This is a genomic window from Mesobacillus campisalis (assembly GCF_000986785.1).
GTDB lineage: Bacteria > Bacillota > Bacilli > Bacillales > Cytobacillaceae > Mesobacillus_B > Mesobacillus_B campisalis.
The window spans coordinates 177,479-193,702 of record NZ_LAYY01000004.1 but is presented as its reverse complement, the minus strand read 5'-3'; the positions used below and the strand labels follow the sequence as shown (position 1 = coordinate 193,702).

The window sequence follows — 16,224 nt, the reverse complement described above, 5'->3', positions numbered from 1 at the left end:
TTAAACAACAATTTTTAATAAAATAGGCTTAAAAAGACGGAGAAAATCCGGCTATCATCCTGAAAAATTCGAAAATGGGGGATTTTTCCTTGCATAACCGGAAAACCTCCCCTTATTTACCCCCAAAACAGGCTTCATTCTGCATTTAACCGGAAAGACTCCGCTTATTTACATCCGAAACAGGCTCCATTCTGCACTTAACCGGAAAATCTCCGCTTATTTCCTTCCGCTGGGCACTCAGTTAAGAGTACTACTAAATGATTTTATAAAAATGAAGCTAGTGCCCCCCCTCACACCTCCACAAACCTCCCTACTTCCTTCTCAAACGCCAGTTTTACGATTCCCACTGGGCCGTTCCGCTGCTTGGCGATGTCGATTTCGATGATGTTGCTCCCTTTGCTGTCGGTGTTGTAGTATTCGTCCCGATACAGGAGCAGGATGACGTCGGCGTCCTGTTCAATGCTTCCGGAATCGCGCAGGTCGGACATGATCGGCCGCTTATCCATTCGCTGCTCGACTCCCCTTGAAAGCTGGGACAGGAGGATGATTGGCACATTGTACTGCCTGGCGATTTGCTTGAGTTCTTTCGTGATGGCCGCAATCGCAAGGTCATGCCGGTCGTGCTTGCCAGTTTGAGCAATCAGCTGAAGGTAATCGATGACGACAAGGTACTCGCTATCAGGGAACTGGCGCCGGGTTTTCTGGATTCTCGCGCGTATATCTGCTACCGTCTGCCGTGACTGGTCATGAATCTGGATATTCCACTTCAGGTACAGGCTCATTGCCTGTTCTGCAGATGTTTGATCCCTCTCCGTAAATAGATGATAGGCATCCCGCCATTTCGCCCCGTCAATTGCACTTATGCTGCTCAGCATCCGTTTGACCAGCTGGATATCCGGCATTTCAAGCGAAAAAAAGTCGACCGTGCCTCCGTTTTTACTGCAGTTCATCGCCAGGTTCAGGGCGAACGCCGTTTTCCCCATCGACGGCCTGGCCGCCAGGATGACTAAATCTCCCCTGTTCCATCCCCCTGTCATCCGATTGAGCGAAACAAATCCCGTATTCACGCCCCTCCGATTGGCTTGGTCCTCATACAGTTCATCATGGATTTCCAACAGTACATCTTCTTTCGACCGTCCCCGCTTCATGCCGAGTTCCTGCATCGCAATGAAGGTCTGATAAAGGTTCTCTGCTTCCTCAGGAGTTCCATTGTGGCAGAACCCAGCTGCAGCGAGCTTGATTTCGCGGATCTTGAAATGTTCCAGCACGATCTCCTGGTAATGTTCCACATGCGCTGTGGTAGGGCACAAAACGGCCACCGAAGTCAGATAGCTGACGCCGCCAACATTACCTAGCTCGTCGCCAAGTTCGGCAATCATCGTGACGATGTCGATGGGCCGGCCTTTTTCCCGAAGCCGAAGCATGGCCTGGTAGATCTTCTGATTTCGAATGGTCGAAAAATGGCGGTGTTCGAGGATGAGTTCATTGATGATTTTGGGCTCCAGGAAAACCGCACCAAGCACCATATTTTCCGCTTTTAACAGTTCATTTTCTGCCTTGTAAGGATATCCATGCTGGTACTGGCTTTCGCTTTCCGCTCTTTTTGTCATGTTCAATCCGCTCACGCCCTTCCCGTTCCCACTGTATGTTTTTTTCAAGAAACGAATTTTCTGTCTCCCTGTATGCCGCAATCTCGGCAATTGAAGGAGGATATGGACTTCTGGCGATATGATGAAGCAGCTTGCGCATCACCAGGCTGAAATCCATCTCCCTGCCCATCTTCATCCAAAGAAGCAGGGTGTCGTCACACACTTTAAAGTGTGGATAAGCCGACTGGATTTTTGCTAGTATGCTAGATACTTCATCGCTGCCCATCGCCTTCTCCCTCTCCTGACTCTATTTTTCCCTGCCGTTCCAGCAAAAGAATCCGCTCCTTTAACGATTGGGAGGCAGGTTGGCTTTTCATCTTGGACTTTCTCGCTTTCGTCGAGATGGCGGCTTCATAGTACTTCATGCTGCTGATGGTCTCTCCTGGAGACTGGGAAGCATAAGCAGCGTGGATCTCGTCCATCCAGAGGAGCAGCTGTTCAAGTGGAACTTTAAGCATAGCCACTCATTCTATGGAGTTCATGTCACTTGGCGACAATGTGGTACCCCGGCCGCGAAGGGACAGGAACTTTTCCGTCAAGGCGGCCATCCTGACATCGCCAGCCTGCCCGCCATGCTGCTCGGGTTCCCGCGAATCATCATCCTTCTTCTTCTTTGCCTTCTCCACTTTCTTCTCTTCTTCTTGATATGGTTCACTCTTCTGTCCGTTTTGGTTACTGGAAGGTTCTTTCTCCGTTCCGCGAAAAGAAGGGTAAAAAAAATCAACGAATCCGCTGTCCTGGATGTCATCATAAGCGAGCACCGTAAACAGCGTTCCAACCGCCGTTTCTTCCACTGCAACCAGCCCTTTTTTCACCAGCTTGTCACTGGCCCGCTTGATCGTGCTTTTCGAGTAAAGCTTTTCGCCTCTCCCCTCCCGGTAGCCCAGATCCTCCGCGAGCTTCGAATACGCCCGGATATACTGCCCGCGCTTCAGCATAAAGCCATTCACCATCCGTTCTTCCCTTGATGCCTTGATCAAGAGAAACACAAACAAACGGAATGGCACCACCTCCCGCCACAGCTCCGTATCGACAATATCCCGAGACAGCTTCACCCAACCGCACATAACACAGCACCCCATTTTCCTATGTATTGATCCTTCACTTTTTATATAGGGAAAAAGGGGGCGAAGAGGACAGGGTGAAATCCTTTTTTTTAAAAATTTTTCTCAATATAGAAAAGAGCCATCCTTTTAGGATGACTAACATGTTTTAAAAAGATCAATGTATAGTATGATAGTTCATTTTTGTTAAAATTTCATTCACTTTATCAAGACGTTCCTTTGTTGTGTCTGGGTAGTTTATTGCAAGGGCGCTGATCAAATAATCAGCAACAAACATCGATGATACAGCTGAATTATGAAAAGCGATACTGCTGGAATTACAAGGTAGAATTAAATCAGAGTGCTTAAATAGAGGCGAGGAGTAACTATCTGTGATTGATACAACCTGTACCCCGTTCGCTTTCGCGGTTTCCGTAAAATCAACAATTCTTTTTGCATATCTTGGAAAGCTTATGGCGATAACCAAGTCATTTGATGTCATATTGACAACGGTGTCTACCCAGTCACTTACATCAGCTATGATTAGTTGTGTATTTCCAAAAAGCCGGTTAAGTCCATGTGTTAAATATTGTGCTACAGGCAACCCGCTTCTAACGCTGGTACAGATGATGCGTTCAGCCGTAACGATTTTCTCCATGGTCTGATCAAGCACTTCAGGAGTTATCATGTTCATCGTATCCTGAATGCTGCTTATTTGACTTTCCGCATACCGTCCCCATAGATTATTCTCGCCCATCTCTTTTATATTGGCTTCAAGTCTTGTTTGTGGGGCGGCACGGTTCCGCAAAATCTCCTGAAGCCCCTTTTGAAATTCAGTGTATCCCGAATAACCGATGCTAAAAGTCAAGCGCATAATGGTTGTTGTACTTGTACCAACTATGCCAGCTAATTGATCAACAGTCAAAAAGGCAACATCAAGCGGATGTTTAATAATATAATCCGCCACTCTCTTTTGTGTTTCGGTTAATTCTGAAATTTTTTCTTGCAGCTTAATGATTGGGTTTTCCATATTATCTCTCCAATTAGATATAAGATGTCGTAAATTTTCCACCTATTACCTTCAAAGAAATATTAACACCTATTTCGTTTTTTGTAAAAATTACTTTTAAAAAAATAGAAACCGGGATATCCCACTGGTCAGATATATGGATTGTTTTCGCTTTCTTTTTCCAGAACCCTAAAAAAGAAAAAGCAGACATTTCCAGTTGGATTGTCTGCTAAGATTTATTTATCACCGTACGTTTTCTATTTGCTCACAGTACTCATCTGAGGAGTACAAATCAACTTCTTCTGTTTTTTCTTCTGGAAAATAACCCAAAATAAAACCAAGTATGCCTCCAATTGCACTAATTGCAAATGTTGGATTAGCGAAAATATCCCACGATCTGATAATCATATCGCCGTTTTGCAAAAGAAGCCCGCCTAATTGTCCAATAACAAGACAGGTACCACCAAACAAAAACAATACCAGGGACACTTTAAATAAATTAGCCAAAATATCTCTCATGCCTTTAGCTCCTTTCTTTTTACATTGGGACCGGTAGAATACCCATCGCTATAAAATAACCGATTAATAATATCGGAAGAACATAATAGATAACGAGCGGCACAAATGTTTTTTCTGCTTGCGCTCCTGCCAGCGAGGCTGCGATAAAGATGGATCCTGATGCCGGCGGAGAAGCACCTTCCGTGGAAGCAAATACCAGAATCGCCACGACGGCAAGTAATGGATCAACGCCAGCAGAAACCATTCCTGTAAAAGCAACAATTCCAATAGCGGTCAATGTGGCTGTTGACGACAATGGTCCAGCTACAAGTGCAACGAGCAAACCAATAAGCAATACCATTAGCCATTTGGAAATCGCAATAGATTCCATCAGGCCTGTTAAATCTTCTGCAAGCCCTAAATCCGTTAACACCTGGCTTGATGCGTATGCAAAGACAAGAAGGGCCCCAATGGTGGAAAAACGGGGAATTGAATTATTTAAGAACTTGGACCAGTCGGATTTGTTTTTAGGAAGGTGCGCCCAGCCTACCATAAAACTAATAAAGATAATTAATATCGGAATCCATGTAATAAGTGAAATGCTGTCAAGTGCGCTTTCCCCTAAAGCTGGATTTGCCGAAATGCTTTCAGCAAGCGGTCCAATAGTCACAACTATTGGAATTAAAGCACCTAAAAAAATGAGCGTAGATTTCCAGCCTGTTCGCAAAGACTCTTTTAGAGGCTGGATAAAATCAGGCGAAATCGCCTTAATATTGTCTCTCTTCACGAAATATATAATTAAAAAGATCCGGTAAATCACTTGATAAACTCCTGCAATAAATAAGGCAACGTACAAATCTCCTTCGGAAACCACTGCCGCAACCGGCGCGAAGCCAAGCATGATAAACATCGATGCACTTGGTGGAAGCGAAGCACCAAGACCGCCATTACCTGCCACAACGGTTGCAGATAGTTCTCTGCTAAAATTGGATCTTACCATCCAGGGAGCTGTAATGGATCCAGTCGTTGCTGTGTTTCCTGAATTAGAGCCGGTTAGTGTTCCCATTACCGCTGATGCGAGGGTATCCACATAAGCTGCGCCTCCAGGAAAGCGCCCGAGAAGGGAATTGAGAATCTTGATAAGACTGGCAATCACCGCTGTTTGATCAATGACATACGCCATAAACACAAAGGCCACTGAAGCATATAACACTTCATTAGTGGCTGCAAAAACCAATCCATTCCACATCAAATCAGGGGCTTTCACTCCACCGAATAAAGCGGTTACAACAAAACCTGCAAGCATTGCTTCCGCAATATTTCTTTTTAAGACCAGGTTAAAGAAAACTATAATTCCGATAAAAACAAGTAATGCCCAAATACCGATCCCCATATGACACCTCTTTCCTGTATATTTATTACGATATACGGCACCGGCATGGCCGGCAGCCGCACCCATTATTTCACAATCCTAGTTTGTTACTTTAAATGCTTCAATTACCTGAAGCCAGTGTTCTGGCTTTTCACCTTTAAACTTTTCTTTTACATTCAAAGATGCAAGCCTTTCAATTTTTTCCTTCGCAGCTTTTGACATTGAAGAATCAATATTAACAGATTCAAGCATTGCAATCGTACCGCCAAGTTCAACAGACCGCCTGACCGCATGAAGGGCGGTGCCAGTGACAAGCCGATTCATTGTCTCTTCAAATGTACGTCCATTTATTGTTTCACTCAATGAATCAATTACAAGAGATTCAACATTAAATTCATGGGCTGCTTCTAGAAGCTCAACATACAGACCTGCAATACCCTTCATGTAAATACTGCGGATTAATTTTACAGCTGTTGCTTCTCCTGGCACATCACTCACTTTACTGATCTTCATCCCAAATGGCTGCATCATCTCAATAAAAGTATCCGCTCCGTCCCCGCTCGCAAGGATTGGCACTTCATGTTTATAAACCGGAAGGGGTCCCATCATAGCACCATCGACAAATCTTCCACCTGCTTGTTGAATAATCGCAGCCATTTGTTTCTTGATATCCGGACTGGAAGCTGAAACGTCTATATATATTTTCCCCTTCTCCATGTAGGGCTTTAGTTGTTTACTGACTTCGAGCGCCTTGTCTGCAGGTACAGCAACAATGACAAGGTCGGATTGTTCCAATACTTCTTTTGATGTTTGTACAAGCGTTACACCTGCTTTATTGGAACGAATTGCTATTAATTCACGGTAGGCTGGCATATTCCATAATGGATCATACCCCGTCATGTTATCAAGCCCTTGCAGTTTTAATCCAGATGCCAACTCAAAAGCTGCTTCTCCAAATCCGATAAATCCTAAATGCATATCCTTTCCCCTTTCTCCTTAAAATCCAAATTCTTTTATTTTAGCTTCTAACCAAGGCGGTGCAATATTGACTCCATCTGCGTTCCCTAGTTTTCGTTTTTCTGCATAGTTTGCAATCGTCTGAAGACGTTTTTCTTCATATTCCAGTTTGTTTTCAGCTTTACGCAAAGCTTCCTCAATTCTATCTCGAGGAACAACAATGACACCATCTTCATCCCCTACAATTAAATCACCTGGCTGAACAGCTACCCCGGCGCATGAAATTGGTATATTAATAGCTCCCGGGCCATCTTTAAATGGGCCGTTTGGAATAAATCCTTTCGCAAAAATCGGAAGCCCAATTTCACCTAACATTTCTTTATCCCGGACAAACCCATCAATGACAATACCTTCAAGGCCAATTGCTTTGGCCGCTCCAGCCATCAATTCCCCAAGATAGGCATTTTCCGTATGTCCTTTTCCATCCGCCACAAGAACATATCCTTCACTGCCACAGTAAATACCCTGATGAAGGAAAAGGTTGTCTCCAGCCCTCAAGTCTACTGTTAAAGCGGTTCCAACAACTCTCATGCTTGGAGCTACTGGTTTTACCGTATAATGCATGGATCCAGTGCACCCCATTGCATCCGAAATAAGGGTGGTATTTAATTTTTTCGCACGATCAATGACTGTTTGCGGTAATAGCGGTGCGGTGTAACTCATTGCAAACTCTCCTTTTCGAATCGAATTTAAATATGACAGCGATTACATAAATAATAAAAAAAATAATTATAAACTTGTAGTAAAAATAACTAACAATATGATTTATGTAATATTTTTTACTACCATTGAAGACATGGTAACATTTAAAACCTATTAAGTAAACAATTTATCTGAAATTTTTGCTATTTTCGCTTATTTTTTATTGATGTTTTTTCAGGCGTCTATCTTTTTCTAAGATGGGGTCTAACTCATTAGATTGAAATATAAAAACCGACTGTCATTTATAACAGTCGGTTTTTTGATTGGAGAACTCCTCCCTCATTTCCCGCAGCATTTTTTATATTTCTTCCCGCTTCCAAAAGGGCATGGGTCGTTTCGTCCAACTTTCTTTTCGTTTCGGATCGGAGTATTTGGAAGGATGTTCCCCTCCTGGCTCGCTTTCCGATAACGAGTTTCTTCATCCATGGCAGCTTTTCTCCACAACTCCAATTCCGGATATTTCAGGCCTGAAATGGAAAAATAGCCATATGCCGTCTGTTTGATATCAACCAGGTTTGAAAATAATCCATCTTCCATATTTTCGCTGATTTCAGGCAGAGCTTTTCCAGATAACTGATGACAAAGCGCCTCTGCAATAAGTTCTTGTTCATCTATTACGATAGGCTTCCCTTAATGCCGCAACGGCCAGGTCAGATTTAATATTCTCAATTACAGAAGTGGCAAAAATGATGGATTTCTCTTTATTTAAGTATGGACTAACTTCCTGTACAACCTTGTCCGATTGGAAGCTTATTAACGCTGAAGCTGTCTCTTCTAACAAGATATCCTCATACCAGACCAACAAGCTCTCTTCTTCCTTCCGTATGATTTCCTTTTCGCTCATATCACTAATCTTATATTTCAAGGTGTATTGTATGTAGGAGTGAAGCGATTGTACTGGCTTGTTTTGATAAGATTTGTATTTACCATTTTCAGTTCTTTCTCCAATAAAAAGCTGATTCCAAATCGTCCTAGGAATCAGCATTGATAGAAGGTTTAATAAAGTGTTGTATTGTACCCATAACTTTCAATCTTTTTCTTTAAACTTTTCAGAAACTTTCCGCATACAAGTCCATCTAACACTCGATGATCAAAAGAAAGGCAAATGTTCATTGTGTCTCGAATCGCGATCATGTTGTCGATGACGACGGGGCGTTTTACAATTGCTTCCATCGTTAAAATCGCCGCTTGAGGATGATTGATGATGGGCGCAGAAAGAACGGACCCAAATGAACCCGTATTGTTAACGGTAAAAGTGCCGCCAGTCATATCATGCGGAGTTAACTTGCCTTCCCGCGTTTTTTTAGCGAGTTCATCCACAGCTTTAGCGAGGCCAAAAATACTCTTTTGATCAGCATCTTTAATCACAGGAACGTATAATGCTTCCTCTGTGGCTACGGCAACGGATAGATGAATCCCTTTTCTAACAATGATTTTATCGTCTGCCCACTGCGAATTTAACTTCGGAAATTCCTTTAATGTTTCGACTGCTGACTTTATAAAGAAAGGCAAATACGTTAAGGTGAACCCCTCTTTTTCCTTAAAATCATCTTTCACTTTGCTGCGGTAATGAACCAAACCCGTGACATCGCACTCCATCATTAACCAGGCATGCGGGGTCTCATGCTTGCTTTGCACCATCCGGTTTGCAATCGTCTTCCGCACGGCTGTCAGCGGAATCACCTGGTCTCCATGGTTTAAACGAACAGACACGGCCGATGAATCTGGGGTTGAAACCTTTTGTTTAGGAACCGCCAAATTTTCTTCATTTACCCTCGGTAATGAAGCAGCTTGGGTTTCTACTTTCATATTAAAGGTATCTGCCACTTTTCCTGTTCTTTTCCCATCGACAATCTTTAACAAATCTCTACGGGTGATTCGGCCGTCCATGCCTGTTCCTGTAATCTTAGTTAGGTCAAGATTGTGTTCTTGTGCCATCTTCAAGACCGACGGCGAGTAGCGCTGTTTTGCGCCATGCTCCTGTTTCATTTCAGCTGTTCCCCCGGTATGTAGTGATACTGGACTTGATTCAACGGTACTTGGCATTGGACTTTCTTCGGCTTCTATAGCAATCTTACACATCAGCGCTCCTACCGGGATCGTTTCTCCCTCTTCGGCTATGATCTCAGTAATGGTTCCACTGAATGAGGACGGGACATCGGCATTCACTTTATCCGTGGTGACCTCACAAATGGGGTCATATTTTTTTACTGTATCTCCGACCGTAACCAACCACTTCGAAACAGTCCCTTCCGTCACACTTTCCCCAAGTTGCGGCATGTTTACATTCTCAGCCATAGTTCCCTCCATATGAATAAACGTTAAAAATCAGCTAGCTCTCTCATTGCTTCGTATATTTTATCTGGATTCAGCATGTAGAATTTTTCCATCACGCCATTGAATGGTCCGGCGGGAACATCTGGTGCACCAAGACGCTTGATTGGCGCATCTAATTCAAATAGGCATTCCTCAGCAATCATCGCAGCCACTTCGCCCCCGATGCCGCCTTCTTTGTTATCTTCATGAACGATCAACACTTTTCCTGTTTTTCTGGCGGCTTCTAAAATCGCTTCCTTATCCAACGGGTAAAGTGTACGAAGATCTAAAATATGGGCACTATAACCGTCTTTCGCCAATCTTTCCGCCGCTTGTAAGGCAAAATGCAGGGTAAGGCCAAAGGAAATAACCGTAATATCTTCGCCTTCCCGCTTGACATCTGCTTTTCCAATTGGAACGATATAATCCTTTTCAGGAACATCTCCTTTTATCAAACGATAGCAGCGTTTATGTTCCAAAAACAGTACAGGATCATCATCTCTAATCGATGATTTAAGCAGTCCTTTCATATCATAAGGAGTCGAAGGAGCAACCACTTTTAAACCGGGAACATTGCAGAACATGGCTTCGATACACTGAGAATGATAAGGTCCCCCATGAACTCCGCCTCCGTAGGGAGCCCGAACCACCATCGGACAATTCCAATCCCCATTTGAGCGATACCTCATTTTTGCAGCCTCACTGACAATTTGATTGACAGCCGGCATAATAAAATCTGCAAATTGGATTTCCGCCACAGGCTTAAACCCATATGCGGCAGCCCCAATGCCAACGCCAACGATCGCTGATTCAGCCAAAGGCGTATCAAGCACTCGTTCACTTCCAAACCGATCATATAAGCCTTCTGTCGTCTTAAAAACGCCTCCCTTTAAACCAACATCTTCTCCTAGGATAAATACCTTTTGGTCACGGTCCATTTCTTCCCGCAATGCCTGGTTAATCGCCTCAATGTAAGAAATTACTGCCACTTTCCATCCCTCCCAGTTTCCGCATATACATGTTTGAGTGTATCTTCAGGTTGAGGCGGAGCGGCGTTTTCGGCATATTCTGTCGCGTCATCCACTATTTTTGCAACGGAATCATGAATTTCTTGTTCCAGTTTGTCCGTTAATACTTCTACTTCTTTAAGATAGCGATTAAAAAGGCGAAGCGGATCGTACTGCTTATCTTCTTCCACTTCCCCCTCCGGACGATAGCTGCGATCATCATCATCAGAGGAATGAGGCGAAAAGCGGAAACAGCGGGCCTCAATTAAAGTAGGGCCTTCTCCTCTTCTTGCCCGGTCGGCTGCCTCTTTCGTGACGCGATACACTTCAAGAATGTCGCTGCCATCCACACTTACCCCAGGAAAACCATATCCTTGCGCGCGATCGGCAATACTTTCACAAGCCACTTGCTTCGAGTATGGAACGGATATGGCGTAGCGATTATTTTCACAGAAGAAAATCACCGGCAGTTTATGAACCCCTGCAAAGTTCGCCCCTTCATGAAAATCCCCCTGGTTGCTCGAACCCTCACCAAAAGAGACAAAAGAGACAAAATCCTTCCCTTCCATTCGACCAGCTAAAGCAAGACCAACGGCATGCGGAACCTGTGTTGTCACAGGACTGGACCCCGATAGAATCCGATACTTTTTCCCGCCAAAATGACCAGGCATTTGCCGGCCGCCACTATTCGGGTCTTCTGCTCTTGCAAATGAATTTAGCATTAATTCTCTGGCTGTCATCCCAAAGACGAGGACAACACCAGCATCCCGATAATAAGGACAGAGATAGTCCTTTTCTTTATCCAGTGCATAGGCTGCCCCTACCTGTGCTGCTTCCTGACCTTGACATGAAAGGACAAATGGAACTTTCCCCGCACGGTTCAAAAGCCATGTGCGTTCATCCAATTTTCTTGCGAGCAGCATATCCCGATACATCCCCAGCACTTGTTCATCTGACAATCCTAACGTACGATGCTTTTTCTCCACTAGAACGGCGGTTGATTCCCCCATGCTAAAAACCTCCCAAATATCATTATTTAAAGATGGAATTAAAAAACAATATTTTTGTGCGAAACATTGTACCGGCACCTCTGTTGATTTAAGTGTGGATCGCGATTTTTTCCACCGAGAGACCAGCTTCTCCTAACACTTCTGATAATGACGGATGAGGATGAATCGTTTTGGCGATTTCCCATGGTGTCGCATCGAGCGTTTTGGCCAGCGCTCCTTCCGCGATTAACTCAGAGACATGCGGGCCAATCATGTGGATCCCCAATACATCATCGGTTTGTTCATTCACGACTAGTTTGACAAAACCATCTGCTTCACCGTGAATCAATGCTTTTCCGGTTGCTTTAAAAGGGAACTTCCCTATTTTAACGGTAAAGCCCCTTTGCTTTGCCTGCTCTTCTGTCATTCCAATACTGGCAATTTCCGGCCGGCTGTAGGTCACTTTTGGTACATGATTGTATAAAACAGGACTTGGATGGAGTCCAGCCATGTGCTCAACAGCGGTAATCCCTTCAACTGTTGCGGCGTGTGCGAGCTGGAGGCCTCCAATCACATCTCCAATCGCATAAATATGACTTTCAGCTGTTTGAAAATATTCATTTACTTGTACTACACCATTTTCAATAGCTATCCCTGCATTTTCGATGCCAATGTTGTCAATATTTGCTTCACGGCCAACCGATAATAAAATTTTTTCAGTTTCAAGAGACAATACTGCTTCTCCCTGTTTGGCTAAAATGGAAAGCTTCCCAACTTGTTCTTTGACAATAGTTTCCGGCAACACCTTCGTTCCAGTAAAGACTTCAATGTTTCTCTTTTTCAATAAACGCGTCATTTCTTTGCTGATTTCGACATCTTCCTGCGGTAAAAGGCGTTCGGCAAACTCCACGATTTGTACCTTAACCCCAAGATCATTTAGCATGGATGCCCATTCCACACCAATGACTCCCCCGCCAATGATGAGAATGGATTTAGGCAATGATTGCATGCGCAAAGCCCCATCGCTCGTCATGACATCTTGTTCATCCACTAAAAGTCCGTCTAACCCGCGTGGTTTTGAACCAGTTGCAATGACCAAACTTTTCGAGACCAATATCTCCGAACTTCCATCCATATGTGTTACCGCAACGGAGCCGGCGAGAGGGGAGAAAATGGATGGACCCATAATGCGCCCTTCGCCCTGGTATATCGAAATATTTCCTTTTCGCATCAAATGCTGGACACCAGAGTAAAGCTGATTGATGATGGCTTGTTTACGTTCCTGCATGTTTAAAAAGTTAATCGATACCTCTGCGACATCTACACCAAATTTCCTGCTTTCCTTTACCGTGTGATACACTTCTGCTGACCTTAAAAGAGCCTTGGTTGGAATACACCCTTTATGCAAGCAGGTACCACCCAATTTTTCTTTCTCAACCACTGCCACTTTCATTCCTAATTGGCTGGCACGGATCGCAGCAACATAGCCTCCTGTACCTCCGCCCAGAATGACGACATCGAACTCATTTGCTCCCAACATTATCCCGCCTTTTCCTTTTAATGCTTAAAGGATTTACATCTGGAATAAAATCGTTCCCCATGCCAAACCTGAGCCATAAGCACAAAACAACATCTTATCTCCTTTTTTTATAAGGCCTAACTTTCGCGCTTCATCCAACGCAATCATCGACGAAGCTCCGCCTGTATTCCCGAATCGATCATTGTTGATATGGGTCTTGGTTAAAGGCACATCGAACATTTCCATAATATTGCGGATAATATTGATGTTGGCTTGATGGAATATATAAAAATCGACTTCTTTCGCAGCAGTACCGGATTGGTTTAGGACCTTTTTAATCGATTGCGGAACAATGGAATGACCAAATTCCCACACGGCTGGACCATCCATTTCAACATTCTCGGATACTGTGCCAAGTGTGCCTCCCGTTGGCCACCACGCCGATTTTGCCATCGTTCCTTCGACGCCCAGATCGTAGCCAAGAATCCCTTGCTCTTTTTCGCATAGTGTTAAGACCGCCGCACCAGAACCATCGGCAAGAAAACAAGCGGTATTTCGATACTTCCAATCAATGAATTTTGTATAAATCTCTGTACAAATAACCAAAACATTCTTGAATCTATAGGGATCGATATATTTTATTGCCGTAAATAAGGCAAAGGCCGAATTGGGGCAGCCGCCTACATTCATATCAAACGCAATCGCATTTTTTGCCCCTAATTCTGCTTGAACAAAACAAGCCGTAGCCGGTGCTTTTACATCGGAATTAATCGAAGCAAGAATAATCAGGTCGATTTCTTCCGCTGCTACATTTGCATCTGTCAGCGCTCGTTTGGCCGCTTCAATTGAAAGGGTGGAAATTTGGTCTTCTTCTCCGGCCACCCTTCGTTCTTTAATGCCATATTTTGTTTGAATCCATTCATCTGTCGTGTCCATTAATTTTTCTAAGTCTTTATTCGTTAACACATTTTCAGGCACATAACTGCCTGTCCCAATAATTTTCGCTGACCATGCTTGACTCACGGTTTCCAACCTCCAAAAAGTAAATGTCCGATTTCTTCTAGACTTCGATAAGGGACCCAAGCCAAGAAATTCCTACACCTGCAGATAAAGTAAGAATCTTTTCGCCGCGTCTTGGCTGATAGGTATTGAACATATTGTTTAAATCACAAATGAATCCAGGTGCCCCCAAATCTCCCTGATTTTCCAGGAAGGGCAAATTCGTTCGGCTGCGATCAAATTCAAAAACCTTAATCAGCTTTTCCATTAAATCCTTCCTTCCAGAAGGGAGCATTAAATAGTCAATCTCACTTAGTGATAATTTCGACTTTTCAAGAACCTCATTGGCTATATTTAAGTAATTCTTGATATTGTCCTCTCTTAATAGACCTGCACGCTCTGTATTAAAGAAGCTGTATTCATTTTCCCGAATCGTTGCTTGCTTTTGCCTCTCTATATCGGCAAATTTTGTCCCACTGCTTAAAAACGCAAAGTCGTAAAACCTTCCATCCGTAAAACCCGCAAATTCAAGCAATCGATTTTTTGCCAGTTCATCTTTTTCGAGCAAAATCGCTGCCCCAGCATCGCCAAAAATTAGGCCAGCTCCGGTCCGGTTCGTGGAGTAAGGTTCCCAATTTTCACCTGAGACAATTAAGGCATACTTCCACTCTTTAGTATTTAATAACATATCCTTTGCCGTTTTTAACGCCATCGGCACCCCGCCGCAGCCAAGCATCATTTCAAACCCAATTGCTTTTTTCACCCCTAGTTCATAACAGACTTTAGAGGAAGGCGACCAAATCAGATAATCTGGTGGAGTGGCTCCGACATAAACCACTAGGCTAATTTCATCCGCGGAAACATTTGTCTCGTCTAGCAGCGATTTTGCTGCATTTATTGCAAGCACTGTTGGAGATTCCAAGTCAGCGGCAACCCGAACGGACGATACCCCAAGTTTATGAAACGTTTTTTCTGAAATTTGGCCGTTATGTAACAAAAAGTCCGTTTGAAACGTATCGGCAGGCTGATAGACCGCCGTCCCCTTTACGCCAATAAATTCCATTCTCTCACCTTCTTAATCTCTTCATTTCCAATGCCATTTCTAATCCAATCATTTTCATTTAATATTCAAGGATAAAACCATAGAACTCCATTTGCCCAAAAATGATACAGCCTAACAGGTCACCCTTCTTTACCAACCCATCTTCAATCGCCCATTTCAAGGTGATCAAAACATCATGTCCGCCAAAATGGCCGGCTTTCTCGATATAATGTGCCGGCGTTTTATCTCCAGGAACGCCTAAATGTTTCATTAATTCTAGAGAAAAATACTTTTGCTGGTGGACCATAAAAATCTTATCTAAATCTTCCACTTTACAGCCATACTTATCACAGGCCAGTTGTAAGGCTTCAGCAGTCATATTGTAAACAAACGGTTTAATTTCTTTTTTAAACTTGTCCATGTTAAATTTGACGTTTTCCCAAATCGATCCATTAAACTCCGTATCCTTTGTAAACGGGACCTTTGTTCCGCCTTTTTCAAGCAAGCCAAGTTCGGGAAGCTTGTCAGTAATCTGAACAAATTCTTTTAATAAAAGTTGATTCGCATCTTTAGTTAAAACGATGGAACAAGCCCCATCGCCAATAAATTGCGGAAACGTTCCCCCGCTTAGTTGTTCGGAGCAGACGATAAGAACATTGTTGATTGATTGATCCGCTCTTAATTGATCATAAGCAATCAAAATTATACCCCCTAGGGCATTGCACCCGCCATAAAGATCCAATGTTGTAGCATTGATTGCACCAAGTTCTTCTTGAATCTTTGCTGAAAACTGCCACATATGGTATTCCGCATTCCAGCAGTTTGCAATAATCAAATCAACTTCTTCAGCAGTTATTCTCGCTTCTGCGAGCGCCTTTCGTGCTGATTGCACCCCTAATGTAGTCGGGTCCTCATCGGGCTCAGCCTGCCAAATTTCATAACATTCTAACCGATCATAAATTTCCTTCGGCAAACCCGCTTGTTCTGCAATCACAGACGTCGGCACTTTATTCTTTGGAAGTTCAACGCCAATCGAGGCGATTCCAATCCCCATATTTACTC

General features: G+C 43.6%; 18 protein-coding genes. All 18 read right to left on the bottom strand.

What is annotated here, in order from left to right:
- Nucleotides 1-290: 290 nt before the first annotated feature.
- The 18 genes from dnaB to WQ57_RS05290 all read right to left on the bottom strand — a co-directional run bounded on the left by dnaB (nt 291) and on the right by WQ57_RS05290 (nt 16,216).
- Nucleotides 291-1,610: a replicative DNA helicase gene (gene dnaB / locus WQ57_RS05370; RefSeq protein WP_084820168.1), complete on the bottom strand. Its 1,320-nt coding sequence runs from the start codon at nt 1,608-1,610 to the stop codon at nt 291-293.
- The gene (locus WQ57_RS05365; RefSeq protein ID WP_046522686.1) at nt 1,546-1,875 is read right to left on the bottom strand and encodes a replicative helicase loader/inhibitor; all 330 of its coding nucleotides are present in this window, start codon (nt 1,873-1,875) and stop codon (nt 1,546-1,548) included. The genes dnaB and WQ57_RS05365 overlap by 65 nt, the downstream gene beginning before the upstream one ends.
- Nucleotides 1,862-2,107, bottom strand: a complete 246-nt coding sequence (locus WQ57_RS05360; protein WP_046522685.1) for a hypothetical protein — start codon at nt 2,105-2,107, stop codon at nt 1,862-1,864. Before WQ57_RS05360 ends, WQ57_RS05365 begins: the two co-directional genes overlap by 14 nt.
- A gap of 6 nt (nt 2,108-2,113) precedes the next feature.
- Nucleotides 2,114-2,716: a hypothetical protein gene (locus tag WQ57_RS05355; protein WP_046522684.1), complete on the bottom strand. Its 603-nt coding sequence runs from the start codon at nt 2,714-2,716 to the stop codon at nt 2,114-2,116.
- A 154-nt stretch (nt 2,717-2,870) separates the two neighbouring features.
- Nucleotides 2,871-3,722: a MurR/RpiR family transcriptional regulator gene (locus WQ57_RS05350; RefSeq protein ID WP_046522683.1), complete on the bottom strand. Its 852-nt coding sequence runs from the start codon at nt 3,720-3,722 to the stop codon at nt 2,871-2,873.
- 222 nt (nt 3,723-3,944) lie between these two features.
- Nucleotides 3,945-4,220, bottom strand: a complete 276-nt coding sequence (locus tag WQ57_RS05345; RefSeq protein ID WP_064537341.1) for a hypothetical protein — start codon at nt 4,218-4,220, stop codon at nt 3,945-3,947.
- Between the two features lie 19 nt (nt 4,221-4,239).
- Nucleotides 4,240-5,592 (bottom strand): TRAP transporter large permease subunit, encoded by a 1,353-nt coding sequence (locus tag WQ57_RS05340; RefSeq protein WP_046522757.1) that lies wholly within the window; start codon nt 5,590-5,592, stop codon nt 4,240-4,242.
- A 78-nt stretch (nt 5,593-5,670) separates the two neighbouring features.
- A complete protein-coding gene (locus WQ57_RS05335; RefSeq protein ID WP_046522682.1) occupies nt 5,671-6,549 on the bottom strand; it encodes an NAD(P)-dependent oxidoreductase in 879 nt (292 codons plus the stop codon).
- Nucleotides 6,550-6,567: 18 nt separating this feature from the next.
- Nucleotides 6,568-7,251 (bottom strand): S-adenosylmethionine--2-demethylmenaquinone methyltransferase, encoded by a 684-nt coding sequence (locus WQ57_RS05330; protein WP_046522681.1) that lies wholly within the window; start codon nt 7,249-7,251, stop codon nt 6,568-6,570.
- Nucleotides 7,252-7,569: 318 nt separating this feature from the next.
- Entirely contained in the window at nt 7,570-7,827 is a 258-nt protein-coding gene (locus WQ57_RS25650; protein ID WP_052948650.1) for an SEC-C metal-binding domain-containing protein, read from the bottom strand.
- Nucleotides 7,828-7,897: 70 nt separating this feature from the next.
- Nucleotides 7,898-8,134 (bottom strand): hypothetical protein, encoded by a 237-nt coding sequence (locus tag WQ57_RS26510; protein WP_156183054.1) that lies wholly within the window; start codon nt 8,132-8,134, stop codon nt 7,898-7,900.
- Between the two features lie 152 nt (nt 8,135-8,286).
- A complete protein-coding gene (locus WQ57_RS05320) occupies nt 8,287-9,588 on the bottom strand; it encodes a dihydrolipoamide acetyltransferase family protein (protein WP_046522680.1) in 1,302 nt (433 codons plus the stop codon).
- Between the two features lie 23 nt (nt 9,589-9,611).
- Nucleotides 9,612-10,595 carry an alpha-ketoacid dehydrogenase subunit beta gene (locus tag WQ57_RS05315; RefSeq protein WP_046522679.1) on the bottom strand — a complete coding sequence of 328 codons (984 nt, stop codon included), beginning with the start codon at nt 10,593-10,595 and terminating at the stop codon, nt 9,612-9,614.
- Nucleotides 10,586-11,623, bottom strand: a complete 1,038-nt coding sequence (locus WQ57_RS05310) for a thiamine pyrophosphate-dependent dehydrogenase E1 component subunit alpha (RefSeq protein ID WP_046522678.1) — start codon at nt 11,621-11,623, stop codon at nt 10,586-10,588. The genes WQ57_RS05315 and WQ57_RS05310 overlap by 10 nt, the downstream gene beginning before the upstream one ends.
- Nucleotides 11,624-11,711: 88 nt before the next feature.
- A complete protein-coding gene (gene lpdA, locus WQ57_RS05305; RefSeq protein ID WP_046522677.1) occupies nt 11,712-13,142 on the bottom strand; it encodes a dihydrolipoyl dehydrogenase in 1,431 nt (476 codons plus the stop codon).
- A 33-nt stretch (nt 13,143-13,175) separates the two neighbouring features.
- Nucleotides 13,176-14,144, bottom strand: coding sequence for a 3-oxoacyl-ACP synthase III family protein (locus WQ57_RS05300; RefSeq protein WP_046522676.1), 969 nt, complete (start codon nt 14,142-14,144; stop codon nt 13,176-13,178).
- A gap of 37 nt (nt 14,145-14,181) precedes the next feature.
- Nucleotides 14,182-15,183 carry a 3-oxoacyl-[acyl-carrier-protein] synthase III C-terminal domain-containing protein gene (locus WQ57_RS05295; protein ID WP_046522675.1) on the bottom strand — a complete coding sequence of 334 codons (1,002 nt, stop codon included), beginning with the start codon at nt 15,181-15,183 and terminating at the stop codon, nt 14,182-14,184.
- Between the two features lie 58 nt (nt 15,184-15,241).
- Nucleotides 15,242-16,216, bottom strand: a complete 975-nt coding sequence (locus tag WQ57_RS05290; protein WP_046522674.1) for a 3-oxoacyl-[acyl-carrier-protein] synthase III C-terminal domain-containing protein — start codon at nt 16,214-16,216, stop codon at nt 15,242-15,244.
- Nucleotides 16,217-16,224: the final 8 nt, after the last annotated feature.

Bases quoted from the DNA above. Each gene is read 5' to 3' on its own strand.
- dnaB (WP_084820168.1), bottom strand. From the start codon at position 1,610: ATGACAAAAAGAGCGGAAAGCGAAAGCCAGTACCAGCATGGATATCCT.
- WQ57_RS05365 (WP_046522686.1), bottom strand. From the start codon at position 1,875: ATGGGCAGCGATGAAGTATCTAGCATACTAGCAAAAATCCAGTCGGCT.
- WQ57_RS05360 (WP_046522685.1), bottom strand. From the start codon at position 2,107: ATGCTTAAAGTTCCACTTGAACAGCTGCTCCTCTGGATGGACGAGATC.
- WQ57_RS05355 (WP_046522684.1), bottom strand. From the start codon at position 2,716: ATGTGCGGTTGGGTGAAGCTGTCTCGGGATATTGTCGATACGGAGCTG.
- WQ57_RS05350 (WP_046522683.1), bottom strand. From the start codon at position 3,722: ATGGAAAACCCAATCATTAAGCTGCAAGAAAAAATTTCAGAATTAACC.
- WQ57_RS05345 (WP_064537341.1), bottom strand. From the start codon at position 4,220: ATGAGAGATATTTTGGCTAATTTATTTAAAGTGTCCCTGGTATTGTTT.
- WQ57_RS05340 (WP_046522757.1), bottom strand. From the start codon at position 5,592: ATGGGGATCGGTATTTGGGCATTACTTGTTTTTATCGGAATTATAGTT.
- WQ57_RS05335 (WP_046522682.1), bottom strand. From the start codon at position 6,549: ATGCATTTAGGATTTATCGGATTTGGAGAAGCAGCTTTTGAGTTGGCA.
- WQ57_RS05330 (WP_046522681.1), bottom strand. From the start codon at position 7,251: ATGAGTTACACCGCACCGCTATTACCGCAAACAGTCATTGATCGTGCG.
- WQ57_RS25650 (WP_052948650.1), bottom strand. From the start codon at position 7,827: ATGGAAGATGGATTATTTTCAAACCTGGTTGATATCAAACAGACGGCA.
- WQ57_RS26510 (WP_156183054.1), bottom strand. From the start codon at position 8,134: ATGAGCGAAAAGGAAATCATACGGAAGGAAGAAGAGAGCTTGTTGGTC.
- WQ57_RS05320 (WP_046522680.1), bottom strand. From the start codon at position 9,588: ATGGCTGAGAATGTAAACATGCCGCAACTTGGGGAAAGTGTGACGGAA.
- WQ57_RS05310 (WP_046522678.1), bottom strand. From the start codon at position 11,623: ATGGGGGAATCAACCGCCGTTCTAGTGGAGAAAAAGCATCGTACGTTA.
- lpdA (WP_046522677.1), bottom strand. From the start codon at position 13,142: ATGTTGGGAGCAAATGAGTTCGATGTCGTCATTCTGGGCGGAGGTACA.
- WQ57_RS05295 (WP_046522675.1), bottom strand. From the start codon at position 15,183: ATGGAATTTATTGGCGTAAAGGGGACGGCGGTCTATCAGCCTGCCGAT.
- WQ57_RS05290 (WP_046522674.1), bottom strand. From the start codon at position 16,216: ATGGGGATTGGAATCGCCTCGATTGGCGTTGAACTTCCAAAGAATAAA.